Genomic DNA, 12,244 nt, shown 5'->3' with positions numbered 1-12,244 from the left:
AGGGAGTTCATATGTAGACCAACAGCAAGCCAGTACTGGCTGAGTGCTTCGTCGGATTACTTCTTCTTGTAGCGGTTCATGAACTTCTCTACGCGGCCAGCAGTGTCGAGCAGTACGTTTTTGCCGGTGTAGAAAGGGTGTGACTCCGAGCTAACTTCCACCTTAACAACGGGGTAAGTTTTGCCATCTTCCATCGTGATGGTCTCGCTAGAGTTCATCGTCGAGCGGGTTACAAATTTGAAGCCGCTAGAAGTGTCCTGAAACACGACTTCGCGATACTCGGGGTGAATGTCTTTTTTCATGGTCGTAGTGCCGTTTGTACCTTGTTGCCTGCCGATTTTGCGGAAGGGACTGCAAAAGTACATGTTACGCTCGTATTTCAAAAGCACTTTCCATCTTTTCCGCCCTAAGCTAACGCCTTCCGCCTCACAAACCCCATATTCTATTTGCGGCTTCGTATACTTGCCCCATCATTTGTGCTATCTACATTACCGTTACTGTTATGCTTCGAACTAGTGCTTTGCTATTGTTGCTGCTGTTTTGCACTGCTATAGGATACAGCGCAACTCTTCTGGCCCAGCCCCGCTCCTCGGCGCCCTCTGCCCTGCTTTCGGCCCTGCAGCCTACCAAACCAGCCGTCCACACGGCGCCTACTGCACTGCTGGCTCGCTCCTGGAGCACCATCAAAACCATGTTTCGCTAGGTAGCGCGGGGGCCTGAACCCTGCTTAGTAAAGCTCAAGCGTCAGAAACCGGCTAAAATTTGCGCTCCACACTACCTGCCACTAACCGTACTGCCCATGCGCCTCTGCTTTGCCTCCAATAATGCCCACAAGCTCGATGAAATTCGGCCGTTGCTGCCGCCGTCCGTAGAGTTGCTGAGCCTGGCTGATATCGGCTGCCAGGAGGAATTGCCGGAAACCCAGGATACGCTGGAAGGCAATGCCCGCCAGAAGGCACAGTACGTGTGGGACCATTTTGGAGTGGCCTGCTTTGCGGATGATACTGGCCTGGAAGTAGAAGCTCTAAATGGAGACCCTGGCGTGTACTCGGCCCGTTATGCCGGCCCCCAGCGCTCGGCCACTGATAACGTGCAGAAACTTTTGCAGGAGCTGAGCGGCCATGCTAACCGCGCAGCCCAGTTCCGGACGGTAGTAGCCCTAGTGCAGCCCGATGGCCAGGTGCTGGATTTTGCAGGCATGGTTCCGGGCCGCATTACGGAAGAGCTGCGCGGCCACGAAGGCTTCGGCTACGACCCCATTTTTCAGCCCACGGAAGGCGACGGGCGCACGTTTGCCCAGATGACCCTAGCCGAAAAAAACAGCATCAGCCACCGGGCCCGGGCCGTTGCCAAGCTGGTGCAGTACTTACAGGAAGAAGTGAAATAGAAGGGGCTTACAGCTGCCGGTTTGCGGCTCGCATGGGCCTAGGGCCGGCAGAGTTGCCAGCCTCTATTTGCCTGCTCTCATAACTTCACTGCCCACGCCTCAGCTAGATTTCTTACTTTTGCAGGGTTGGCCCCGCCGGTACGGGCCTATTCCCACCTCCATGCAACACCCTTTCATCGTCGGTATTACGGGCGGCAGCGCCTCGGGCAAAACCACGTTTCTGCGTCGGCTGCTGGCCTCGTTTCCCGAAGAAGAAATCTGCCTGATTTCGCAGGATAACTATTACCACCCCCGGGAAAACCAACTGGTCGATTCCCAAGGCGTGACCAACTTTGACCTGCCCGGCAGCATTGACTCGGCTGCGTATGCTGCTGATGTGCTGCGCATTAGCCAGGGCCTGGAAGTGCGGCGCTCTGAGTATACCTTTAACAACCCCAATGTAGTACCCAAGGAGCTGGTTTTTCGGCCCGCTCCTATTGTGGTGGTGGAAGGCATTTTCGTGTTCTACTTTGAAGAAGTAGCCAAGCTGCTAGACCTGAAAGTGTACATCGATGCGCGGGAGCACGTGAAGCTGCAACGCCGCATTGTGCGCGACCGAGACGAGCGGGGCTACGACCTGGAAGATGTATTGTACCGCTACACTAACCACGTGGCGCCTACCTACGAAAAATACATCAAGCCCTTCAAGCACGACGCCGACATCATCATCCCGAACAACCGGCATTTTGATAAAGGCCTGGATGTGCTGGTTTCGTATCTGCGCAGTAAGGTGGCCGAAAGCCGCTCGGTGCAGTAAGTGGCACTAGGTCCCTTTCTCTTCTGAACCCAACCAGCGCGTATGTACAGCAAAGCCGAAGCAGCCCAGTTGCGGCAGGCCTTCTGGACAACCTTTGGGCAGTATATGGCCCCGGTGCCATCGGCCGAAGGCGAACCCACCAACTGGATTAACTACCGCACCGGCCTCAAGCACGTGCAGCTGCGCATGCGCACCGAAGACCGCCGCGCTACCATTGGCCTGGAGCTCACAAACCCCGATGCGGACCTGCGGGCGTTGCAGTATGAGCAGTTGCAGGCCTTACAGAATTTACTACCCCCTGTGCCGGGCCAAACCTGGGAGTGGCAGGAAGAAGCTGAGGAAAACGGCCAGCTTATGAGCCGCGTGCAGCAGGAGCTGCGCGGCGTGAGCCCTCTGAACCGCGACGACTGGCCGGCCCTGATTTCCTTTTTCAAGCCGCGCCTGATGGCGCTTGATGAGTTCTGGAGCCAGGCCCGCTACGGCCTCGAGGACCTAAGCTAAGTTGTTCAGCCCAACTGTAGTTTGGGCACTGCACCCCTACTGAAAAGAGCGCCTGGCCTGCCAGGCGCTCTTCGTTTTTGAGGCTCTGGCAGGCCCTAGCGAATACAATTTTGCGCGCGGCGAGGCAAAAAACTATATTTGTACCTCTTACCCCCATCGAGTTGCTTTTCCTCACTGCCTTTTTGCCACGCCTGCGTTTTGCCCTCATCACAGCCACCGTGCTGATGGTGTTGGGGCTGAACAACCGGGCTGTGGCTACGCTGCGGGCACTTCCGGCACGCCATGAAGCCCGGGTAGACGCCGCGCCGCGCACGGCCGTAGTCAAGCAGCGCGTACTCCTCGAAGCTACGGCGCCCCTAGGCTATTTCGTAGCTCCGGCCGCTGATGCCTGGCTGCCGCTGCCCATCGTATTGCCCTCAGTGCAGTGGCTACCCCTGTGCTTTGCCGGGCCGAGTCCTTGCCCCCGCGCTGTACCCGACTGGTTTCGGGCGCAGCTGCTCCTAGCAGCCCTCTCGCCCCAAGCTCCCTAACGGACCGGGCCTTTTGTGCTGTTGTAATTGAGAAGCAGAATCTGTCGCTGATGCCGCTTTCTGCCGCGCCAGGCCAAGCCTGGTTATCTTGCTTATACAGTCGGGGCCCCGTTTCACGGCATCGGCCTTTCCCACAGGATATCAACCTACTATTTCATGCGTAATAAAGGACTCATCATCGCCCTGACGCTTCTTGTGTCAGCGCTTTGCATCTACTTCCTCTCGCTGACCCTCGTGTCGCGCGGAGTGCAGAAAGATGCGGCCCGCTTTGCCTCGCGCAGCGGCCAGCTTAACGAAAAACAGCGTCAGCACTACCTCGACTCGGTGTGGCGCGCGCCCGTATTTGGGCCCCTGACTTATAAGGAAGTACGCCAGTCGGAGCTGGGCTTGGGTCTTGACCTGAACGGTGGTATGCACCTCACGCTGGAAGTTTCGCCGGTGGAAATTGTTCGCGCCATGAGCGGCAACTCCAAGGACGTAGCTTTCAACAAGGCCCTGGACCAGGCGCAGGAGATGCGCAAAACCAACCCCTCTACTCCCTTCACTACCCTCTTCGCGCAGTCGTTCCGCAACGTAGCACCCAACGATAAGCTGGCTCGCATTTTTGCGAACACCACTAACAAGAGCCGGGGCATTGATATCAACTCGACCAACGAGAAGGTAATCAGCGAAATCAACACGGAGGTAGAAGAAGCCATTGAGCGTTCCTTCAACATTCTGCGCACCCGTATCGACAAATTCGGCACCAGCCAGCCCAATATTCAGCGGGTGAAAGGCACGGGCCGCATCCAGATTGAGCTGCCAGGCGTGGATAACCCCGACCGCGTGCGCAAGCTCGTACAGGGCCAAGCTAAGCTGGAGTTCTGGGAAGTATGGCGTCAGGATGAATTCGCGCCCTACCTCAACCAGCTCAACCAAGTACTGAGCGCCAAGGAAACGGCTGCCGCTACGGTTGCTGCTCCGGCCAAAGCTACCACTGACACCACAGCTACCGCCGCTGCTACTGCCGGCGACTCAACCTCTCTGGCTAGCCAGCTGGCCAAGAAAGGTGCCACCGCTACAGCCAAAGCGGACTCTGCTGCTCCGCAGAAAAACGTATTGGGCAGCCTCTTTACAATGCCTGGCACCCTAGGCGCCAACATCCGGGATACGGCCCGCGTAAATGCCGTACTCCGCAGCCCCGACACCCGCGCTGTACTGCCTACCAACCTCACCTTTATGTGGGGCGTGAAGCCTGACCTCATTGAGGGCCAGGAATACCTGCAGCTGTATGCCATCCGCAAGAGCCGTGATGCCGAAGCCCCCATTGGCGGTGAGGTGATCAGCGACGCCCGCGGCGACTTCGACCAAATGAGTGGCCGCGCTGAGGTTTCGATGCAGATGAACCCCGGCGGTGCCCGCAAATGGGAGCGCCTTACCGGAGCTAACATTGGCCGTCAGGTAGCCATTGTACTCGACGACAACGTGTACTCAGCACCCGTGGTGCAGGCTGAAATTGCCGGTGGCAACTCCAGCATTTCGGGCAACTTCACCATTGAAGAAGCGCAGGACTTGGCCAACATTCTGAAAGCCGGTAAGCTGCCTGCTCCTACCCGCATTGTGGAGGAGGCCATTGTAGGCCCATCCTTGGGTAAGGAAGCTACTAACCAAGGTTTGTACTCAACCCTGGGCGGTTTGGTGATTATTATGGCGTTCATGGCAGCGTACTACGGCCGCGCAGGCCTAGTAGCCGATGCGGCCCTGCTCTTCAACCTGTTCCTGATTATGGGTGTGCTGGCGCAGTTCTCTTTCGCCCTCACGCTGCCCGGCATTGCGGGTTTGCTACTTGTAATTGCGTCGTCGGTGGATGCTAACGTACTGATTTTCGAACGCATCCGGGAAGAGATTGACCACGGCTTGCAGCCGGTGGATGCCATCAACAAAGGCTACTCGCGTGCTTTCTCGGCCATCTTCGATGCCAACGTTACGACCCTGATTATTGCCGTTATCCTGTTCACGTTTGGTACGGGCCCGGTACAGAACTTCGCCATTACGCTGCTGATTGGTGTGTTCACTTCGTTCCTGTCGGCGGTATATGTCTCGCGTCTCATTATTGAGCGCATGGTGAAGGGCAAGAACACTACCACCCTCAGCTTCAGCACCTTCCTATCTCGTCATCTGTTCAAAGACCTGAACTTTGACATTGTGGGCAAGCGCAAGATTGCCTACGCCTTCTCCACGGTATTTATCATCGTAGGCTTTGGCCTGATGTACCTGCAGGGTGGCCCGAACCTAGGAGTTGACTTCCGTGGTGGCCGCGCCTATGTGGTTAGCTTTGATAAGCCAGTAGTAGCTTCCGATGTGCGTGATTTGCTGACCAACGACTACTTCGGCGGCGCCGGTACGGAGGCCAAAACCTTTGGCGCTGAAAACCGCCTGCGCATCACTACTGGTTACTTGGCTAACGACGAAAGCGTAGATGCCGATAAGCAAGTAGAAGCAGCCATGCTAAAAGGCCTTAACGCTAAATATGGCGCACTGAACCCCAAGAAGGAAAGCTCGGCTAAAGTGGGCGCTACCATTGCAGACGACATCAAGCGTACCTCGGTGCTGAGCCTGGGCCTGACGCTGCTGGCCATCTTTGTGTACGTACTCTTCCGCTTTGAGAAGTGGCAGTATTCACTTTCCGCTGTAGTGGCCCTGTTCCACGATGCGCTGGCGGTTATTGCTTCCTTCCCAATTGCCCGTGCCATGGGTCTCAACTACGAAATGGACCAGGTGTTCGTGGCGGCCGTTCTAACTACAATCGGTCTTTCCATGAACGATACCATCGTTATCTATGACCGAATCCGCGAGTATCTGCGTGAGAATAAGCACCTCACGTTTGCGCAGGTAGTAAACCCGGCCCTGAACAGCACCTTCTCCCGCACCATGATTACGTTCACTACAGTATTCCTCGTGATGCTGGTATTGTACATCTTCGGTGGTGAGACTCTGCGTTCGTTCTCCTTCGCCATGCTCATCGGTATGATCTTCGGTACGTACTCTTCGCTGTTCATTGCGGCTCCGCTTATCCTGGACACGTACGGCCGCAAAGAGAAAGCCCGTATGAACGCCGTTACCGACACGGATGCGCCTAAGCTAAGCACAGCTCAGGTGTAACCCTCTTGTTTCGGCGGACTACCAGTTCGTAAATCCTTTCTAAAAAGCCCGGCTTCTCAGCCGGGCTTTTTTTATTAAATTTTATGAATACTCAGGCAACCTTTCCTGATTGGGCTCCGAGTTGAGAAGTAACTAGACGCTCCGCTACCGTGGTTACCCCCGAACCAGACTCTGCGCTGCTTACCGAACTGCTGGCCGGGTGCCGGAGGCTGGACCGTACCAGTCAGCGCCACTTGTACCGCCGCTACTACCCCTATGCCCTTAGTATTTGCCTGCGCTACCTCCACAACCGCGACCAAGCCCAGGAAGCCGTAAACGACGGATTCCTAAAAGTTTTTCAGGAACTACCGCGCTTTGATGCCACTCGCCACCCGCAGGATCTGCCCGGCTCTCTGCGCGGCTGGCTGCGGCGCATCATGGTTTGCACGGCCATCGACCACTTTCGGGCCGCTCACTGCCACGCCTTCCAAACCGAGCTAGATGCTGCTACCTCCTACCTGGCCGACACCAACACGACACCCTTAGATGACCTTTCTTTTGAAGAGCTGCTTCGGCTAATCGGGGAGCTGCCACCAGCCTACCGGGCCGTGTTCAATCTGTTTGCTATTGATGGCTACTCGCACGAGGAAATAGCGGAGAGCCTCCACATCTCGGTTGGCGCCTCTAAATCAAACCTATTCAAAGCCCGAGCACAGCTCAGGTGTTTGCTTAAAAACCACCATCACCATGCGTACGCCGGATATGTCAGATGAAGAGCTAGATCAGCTGTTCCGGCGCGGCGCCGATGCCTACCCCGACAAGGTATCGTTGTCGGGCTGGCTGCGCCTGAGTGAGCAGCTAGATGAAGCAGCCCAGCAGCAACGGCTGCGGCGGCAGGTCCTGCGGCGGGTGGCGGGGCTGTTTGCGCTAGAAATGGGGCTAGTGGCGCTGCTGTTTATCTTCTGGCAGTTTCCGTCCCGGCTTCCGCTCCGCCCTTCTGCTCCCCTCTCGGGCCAAGTGGCAACGCAGCCCAACCGGCCAACCAGTTCTCCCGATTCAACCTTACCTGGCAACGGTACAACGCGCGGTACTAGCTCTTCGTCTGGCCCAAACCCTTCTGTACTCAGCGCACCAACTGCGCCATTCGCTACAACCCTACCCTCTCAGCAAACAACAACTGCAGCTACCACCTCGCGGCCGCAACGTGCCCCGGCATCACTTAGCGTGGCTGTTGCTACCCCAATTACTTCAGGAGTTACTAGGGCACTTAGCAAAAGCATCCCAGGCGTGGCGGTTCGGCCAATTGTGAGGGCTAGTACGGCGGCCGAACTTCCCACGGCTGACCATCAGCAGCCAGCGGCAGCCAGCGCAGTCAGCCTTTCCGAAAGCAGCACCACAACCGCTCCAGAGGCTTTCGGCCAGCCGGTTGAGCAGGCCGCCGCTTCTACCCCGATTCACCCTACCGATTCTCTGGCCCGCACTTTCGCTCCTGATTCGGTGGCACAGGCCAGCATTTCCACTGCTGATTCTGTGGTAGCGGTAGCGCCTGTCCGCTCCGAGTTGCCAAGTTACCGCCTGCTGGTGGGGGTAGTAGGCGGCCCCGAGCTCACGGCGGTGCTACCGGGCCCGGGTGCTCGGCTAGGGGGCACGTTTGGCCTAACCGCCGAATACCGCTTGTCGTCACGCTGGCGCATCCGGACGGGAGTTTTGCGCAGCGTAAAGCGCTACGCCGCCCGCGGCTCTGATTATAATCCGCCGCCCACTTACTGGACCTGGCGCATCCCCATCGAGCAGGTAGATGCCAATTGCCGGATTGTGGAAATTCCGCTGGATGTACGCTACGAGGTAATTTCCCGGCCGACGTATTCCCTATATGCTTCGGCGGGGCTTACCTCCCTGCTGATGCGCAATGAGCGGTATTCGTACCACTACGACATCAACGGCCAATACGTGAACCGCACCTGGAGCCTTTCAAAGGGCAGCAATGCCGCCCTGCGGGTGGTGAACCTAAGTGCGGGCCTGGAGCACACTCTCAGCGGCCGCTGGACCATGCAAACCGAACCTTTCCTGAAGCTGCCACTCAGCGGCGTGGGTTTCGGCAAGATCCGCCTCAACAGTGCGGGCGTACTGCTCGGGGTGAAGTACGGACTTGTTCGACCTCGTACGGCACCGTAAGCCGCTTTCCCTTCTTTCTGACCCTAGTGTTTGGCCTCTGCTTGCGGAGGTTCCAGCAACTGATATGGCCTGTTCCGGAGCAGGCTCGGGTAGCTGTTGCCTTCCTTTTCGTCACTTCAGCTCATCTACCATCATGCCTCACAACTTCCCTTTACACGCAAGGCGGGGCGCTGCTCCGGACGGCTGGCGTTGCCCTAGGCTAGCGCCAGCCAGATCCTTCAGCTCAGATACTACTTCTGGCAGACTTACACAGATACCGCTCACCTACAACGGCCAGCTCTGCCATGACTACCTGGCCGCTACGCTCAGGCGCGGCCACGCGCAACTACATGGATTCGGAAGCGAAGGAAACCGCTGGCAAATGGCAACATCATGAGCCGCGTGGTTGAACAAGACAGCTGGGCTGCGCGCGGGGGCCCGCGCCCGGCTGTCGCTCTCACCATCAGCCGCTGGCTCTGGTGGCTACCCTTGGTGGGGCTGGCCTTGCTGCCCGCCTGCGCCTACGATAGTGCCGAAGAGCTGCTAAGCCAGGCCCCAGTGGCCCCAGCCTGCGACTCTACAGCCATTACCTTCTCCGCATCCGTCGCACCGCTGTTGCAGCAGCGGTGCGTGAGTTGCCACAACAACGCGCTACGCAATGGCAATGTGAGCCTCGAAACCTACGCTCAGGTGCAGCAGGTAGCCGCCAGTGGCCGGCTGCTGGGCGCTGTAACGCATGCGCCGGGCTTCGCGCCCATGCCCCAGAACGAAGCTCGCCTGCCCACCTGCGACTTGGCTACCCTGCGCCAGTGGGTGCGGGCGGGTATGCCTAACAACTAAACCGCTATGAAAAAGCATCATGCTGCGCTGCTACTGGGCCTGCTGGCCTGGGAGCTGCCGAAGAGTTACGCCCAAGATGCGCGTTATCAGACCCGCGCGGGCACCATCTCATTTTTCTCTGCCAGCCCCCTCGAAGACATAGAAGCCCGCAGCCAGCAAGCGGCCGCCCTGGTAGATGTGCAAACCGGACAGCTAGCCTTCAGTTTGCCCATCCGCTCCTTTGAGTTTAAGCGCAGCCTCATGCAGGAGCACTTCAACGAGAACTACATGGAGTCGGAGCGCTACCCGAAGGCCACATTCACGGGTCATTTGGTTGACTGGAATGCGGATGCGCTACAAGGCAGTACTGCCCCACACGCCGTAGTTGCCGAAGGCGACCTGACGATACACGGCGTAACGCGCCGAGTGCGGGCGCCAGGCACCCTGGCTCTGCAGAACGGCCAACTGGTGGTGAATTCCAGCTTCTCGGTTGCGCCGGCCGATTATCAGATCAAAATCCCGGCTTTGGTGCGCGACCACATTGCCAGAAGCGTGCTCGTGACGGTACGCCTTACCTGCGCCCCGGTCCGGGCCACGGCCGCTTCTCATCCCTGAACCCGGGCCTCTATGTTTTCTATATCTGTTTTTCGCCACACGGCGCTTTGGGCACTGCTGCTACTAGGTACCCACGCAGCCCAAGCCCAGGATCCGCTGCTGCAGGAGCTGGAGCAACAGGCCGCCGACACGCTACGGCCCGAACTGGTTCAGGCCACCTTTAAGGGCACGCGCATCATCAATGGGCACAGCAGCGAGACGCCGGGAGCAGGCACGCTGGTTTTCCTGATTTCGCACCGGTTTGGTACGCTCAACAGCGGGGCCTACAATTTCTTTGGCCTCGACCAGGCTACCATCCGGCTAGGCATGGAATACGGCCTAACCGATAGGCTAGCGGTAGGAATTGGCCGAAGCTCCGTAGAAAAAACGGTTGATGGATTTCTGAAATACCGGGCTCTGCGCCAGCGCAGCGGCCCCGGTGGCTCACCCGTGAGCGTCACGGTACTAGGCAGCACGGCCATCAATACCCTGCGCTATTCCACCGCTACGGATGGGTTCAACCACACGTTTGCGCGGCGGCTCGCCTACAGCTGGCAAGCGCTAATAGCGCGCAAGTTCAGTCCTTCTCTCTCGGTGCAGCTTAGTCCTACGGTGGTGCACCGCAACTTAGTAGAGGAGAATGCCGACCCGAACGACATCTACGCGCTAGGACTTGCGGGCCGCCAAAAGCTCACGAAACGAGTGGCCCTTACGCTGGAGTACTTCTGCCGGCTGCCCAACTCCCGCACCTCGGGCTGGCACGATGCCCTAGGCGCCGGCTTTGATATTGAAACCGGCGGCCACGTGTTTCAGCTCCACGTCACGAACTCCAATGGCATGATCGAGTCGCAGTTTGTGCCGCGCACGAGCGGGCGGTTTTTCAAGGGCGACATCTATTTCGGCTTCAATGTGGCCCGCAACTTCACGCTCCGCTCTTCGGAAGGCTTCAACCGCTAGGTCTACTTATCGCACCAATCGTTTCACCCTCTACCTCCTACCCTCATGAAAACTACATTCCCTGCTTTCCTGCTCCTGCTGTTTGTTTCGGTGGCCATGCCTGCCTGCAACGATGACGACGATGACAACGATACGACCCCTACCACTACGGTGCAGCTTCAGGCCTCGCTCACTGGTCAGCAGGAAGTTCCGGCTACCCCATCTTCGGCCACGGGTACTTTCTCGGGCTCCTTTGATAAAGTAACGCGGGTGCTTACGTACACCGTTTCGTACCAGGGGCTAGCCCCCTCGGCGGGCCACATCCACCAGGGCGCACCGGGCATTAACGGCGGTGTTCTCGTTCCGTTCAGCAGCGTTGCTACCTCACCTATCACGGGTACTGCCACGCTTACCGAGGACAACGCTACCAAGCTGCTAGCTGGCGAAACCTACGTAAACCTGCATACACCGGCGTATCCGGGCGGCGAAATTCGGGGGAACATTACCGGGCTATAGTTCAGTTAAAAACAGCAGCTGTAAGCTGAACTCCGCTAAAACACTACCCCTCTAAACGCACCAAAGCCCGGCCAACTTGGCCGGGCTCTGGTGTTACTCTATAGCAAGAAGCAGGTGCTAATTAGCCGCCTAGAAGCTGGCCGTTACGCCTTCTGCTACTACTTCTTTCACTTCCGGAACCATGCGCTTGAGCAGGTTCTCGATGCCGGACTTCAGCGTAACCGTGGCCGAAGGGCAGCCCGAGCAGGATCCCTGCAGGTTCACCGTCACGATACCATCCTGGTAGCTTTTGAAGGTGATGTTGCCACCATCTTGCTCCACGGCGGGGCGCACGTAGTTATCAAGCAGGTCAATAATCTTTTGGCTGGTCTGCTGATCGGCCTCCGAGGAGTCGCCGGTGACAGCGGCCTGCTGGGCGGCGCGCTGCTCAGCGGCAGGATCCACGGTGAAAATAGGGCCACCGGCCTCCACATACGATTTCAGAAAGCTGCGCAGCTCCGGAATGAGCTGGGCCCACTGGTGCTCGGTGGTTTTGGTGATGGTTACGAAGTTCTGAGCCATGAACACGCGGCCGACATAATCGAAATTAAATAGCTCCTGAGCCAGCGGCGAGTTGGCGGCGGCTTCCAAGGTTGGATAGTCCACGCTCACCCCATCCGACAGGAGTTGGGTGTTGAGCACGAACTTCATGGATTCGGGGTTGGGGCTGGCTTCGGCGTAAATAGAAACCGGCGCAGAGGGGGCAGTGAGTTGTTCAGCCATGTTTGAAAGACTTGGAGACAAGCGGGAGAAAGTCGGGCACGTTTTATTGGCCCGACCAAGTAAACCGCAATAGGCGGTAATAGTTGCAAAGGTAATTGAATGCTAGAACAACAGTGGCAGGCCCGAAGT

The 12,244-nt window shown here is 57.8% G+C and carries 14 protein-coding genes; 12 read left to right on the top strand and 2 right to left on the bottom strand.

Translation table 11 applies throughout. The features are described from left to right. Nucleotides 1-56 precede the first annotated feature (56 nt). The gene (locus ACYVGU_RS01035) at nt 57-302 is read right to left on the bottom strand and encodes a 50S ribosomal protein L31 (RefSeq protein WP_460612921.1); all 246 of its coding nucleotides are present in this window, start codon (nt 300-302) and stop codon (nt 57-59) included. Nucleotides 303-502: 200 nt separating this feature from the next. On the opposite strand from ACYVGU_RS01035, the gene ACYVGU_RS01030 reads away from it, so the two are divergent. From ACYVGU_RS01030 to ACYVGU_RS00975, 12 genes are all read left to right on the top strand, one after another. Then, nucleotides 503-703: a hypothetical protein gene (locus ACYVGU_RS01030; protein WP_460620535.1), complete on the top strand. Its 201-nt coding sequence runs from the start codon at nt 503-505 to the stop codon at nt 701-703. A 96-nt stretch (nt 704-799) separates the two neighbouring features. Next, the gene (rdgB, locus tag ACYVGU_RS01025) at nt 800-1,387 is read left to right on the top strand and encodes a Maf family protein (RefSeq protein ID WP_460620534.1); all 588 of its coding nucleotides are present in this window, start codon (nt 800-802) and stop codon (nt 1,385-1,387) included. A gap of 160 nt (nt 1,388-1,547) precedes the next feature. Then, entirely contained in the window at nt 1,548-2,183 is a 636-nt protein-coding gene (locus ACYVGU_RS01020) for a uridine kinase family protein (RefSeq protein ID WP_460612924.1), read from the top strand. A 42-nt stretch (nt 2,184-2,225) separates the two neighbouring features. Further along, a complete protein-coding gene (locus ACYVGU_RS01015) occupies nt 2,226-2,684 on the top strand; it encodes a DUF4268 domain-containing protein (RefSeq protein WP_460620533.1) in 459 nt (152 codons plus the stop codon). Nucleotides 2,685-2,845: 161 nt separating this feature from the next. Further along, nucleotides 2,846-3,214 carry a hypothetical protein gene (locus tag ACYVGU_RS01010; protein ID WP_460612926.1) on the top strand — a complete coding sequence of 123 codons (369 nt, stop codon included), beginning with the start codon at nt 2,846-2,848 and terminating at the stop codon, nt 3,212-3,214. 156 nt (nt 3,215-3,370) lie between these two features. Further along, nucleotides 3,371-6,355 carry a protein translocase subunit SecD/SecF gene (gene secDF / locus ACYVGU_RS01005; RefSeq protein ID WP_460612927.1) on the top strand — a complete coding sequence of 995 codons (2,985 nt, stop codon included), beginning with the start codon at nt 3,371-3,373 and terminating at the stop codon, nt 6,353-6,355. A 149-nt stretch (nt 6,356-6,504) separates the two neighbouring features. Beyond that, nucleotides 6,505-7,107, top strand: coding sequence for an RNA polymerase sigma factor (locus ACYVGU_RS01000; RefSeq protein ID WP_460620532.1), 603 nt, complete (start codon nt 6,505-6,507; stop codon nt 7,105-7,107). After that, nucleotides 7,082-8,509: a porin family protein gene (locus ACYVGU_RS00995; protein WP_460620531.1), complete on the top strand. Its 1,428-nt coding sequence runs from the start codon at nt 7,082-7,084 to the stop codon at nt 8,507-8,509. The genes ACYVGU_RS01000 and ACYVGU_RS00995 overlap by 26 nt, the downstream gene beginning before the upstream one ends. Nucleotides 8,510-8,881: 372 nt before the next feature. Continuing rightward, on the top strand, nt 8,882-9,328 hold the full coding sequence (locus ACYVGU_RS00990) for a hypothetical protein (RefSeq protein WP_460612930.1): 447 nt from the start codon (nt 8,882-8,884) through the stop codon (nt 9,326-9,328). A 6-nt stretch (nt 9,329-9,334) separates the two neighbouring features. Then, a complete protein-coding gene (locus ACYVGU_RS00985; RefSeq protein WP_460620530.1) occupies nt 9,335-9,922 on the top strand; it encodes a YceI family protein in 588 nt (195 codons plus the stop codon). A gap of 12 nt (nt 9,923-9,934) precedes the next feature. Continuing rightward, entirely contained in the window at nt 9,935-10,858 is a 924-nt protein-coding gene (locus ACYVGU_RS00980) for a DUF5777 family beta-barrel protein (protein ID WP_460620529.1), read from the top strand. 45 nt (nt 10,859-10,903) lie between these two features. Continuing rightward, on the top strand, nt 10,904-11,353 hold the full coding sequence (locus ACYVGU_RS00975; protein WP_460620528.1) for a CHRD domain-containing protein: 450 nt from the start codon (nt 10,904-10,906) through the stop codon (nt 11,351-11,353). Between the two features lie 129 nt (nt 11,354-11,482). On the opposite strand, the gene ACYVGU_RS00970 is transcribed toward ACYVGU_RS00975, so the two are convergent. Further along, on the bottom strand, nt 11,483-12,115 hold the full coding sequence (locus ACYVGU_RS00970; RefSeq protein WP_460612934.1) for a NifU family protein: 633 nt from the start codon (nt 12,113-12,115) through the stop codon (nt 11,483-11,485). Between the last annotated feature and the right edge of the window lie 129 nt (nt 12,116-12,244).

Source organism: Hymenobacter tenuis, assembly GCF_054780495.1.
Note: the sequence above shows the minus strand (reverse complement) of the source record. Positions and strands in the feature narration are given on the sequence as shown.

Coding starts and splice junctions, on each gene's coding strand:
- ACYVGU_RS01035 (WP_460612921.1), bottom strand. CDS start 302: ATGAAAAAAGACATTCACCCCGAGTATCGCGAAGTCGTGTTTCAGGAC.
- ACYVGU_RS01030 (WP_460620535.1), top strand. CDS start 503: ATGCTTCGAACTAGTGCTTTGCTATTGTTGCTGCTGTTTTGCACTGCT.
- rdgB (WP_460620534.1), top strand. CDS start 800: ATGCGCCTCTGCTTTGCCTCCAATAATGCCCACAAGCTCGATGAAATT.
- ACYVGU_RS01020 (WP_460612924.1), top strand. CDS start 1,548: ATGCAACACCCTTTCATCGTCGGTATTACGGGCGGCAGCGCCTCGGGC.
- ACYVGU_RS01015 (WP_460620533.1), top strand. CDS start 2,226: ATGTACAGCAAAGCCGAAGCAGCCCAGTTGCGGCAGGCCTTCTGGACA.
- secDF (WP_460612927.1), top strand. CDS start 3,371: ATGCGTAATAAAGGACTCATCATCGCCCTGACGCTTCTTGTGTCAGCG.
- ACYVGU_RS00995 (WP_460620531.1), top strand. CDS start 7,082: ATGCGTACGCCGGATATGTCAGATGAAGAGCTAGATCAGCTGTTCCGG.
- ACYVGU_RS00990 (WP_460612930.1), top strand. CDS start 8,882: ATGAGCCGCGTGGTTGAACAAGACAGCTGGGCTGCGCGCGGGGGCCCG.
- ACYVGU_RS00985 (WP_460620530.1), top strand. CDS start 9,335: ATGAAAAAGCATCATGCTGCGCTGCTACTGGGCCTGCTGGCCTGGGAG.
- ACYVGU_RS00980 (WP_460620529.1), top strand. CDS start 9,935: ATGTTTTCTATATCTGTTTTTCGCCACACGGCGCTTTGGGCACTGCTG.
- ACYVGU_RS00975 (WP_460620528.1), top strand. CDS start 10,904: ATGAAAACTACATTCCCTGCTTTCCTGCTCCTGCTGTTTGTTTCGGTG.
- ACYVGU_RS00970 (WP_460612934.1), bottom strand. CDS start 12,115: ATGGCTGAACAACTCACTGCCCCCTCTGCGCCGGTTTCTATTTACGCC.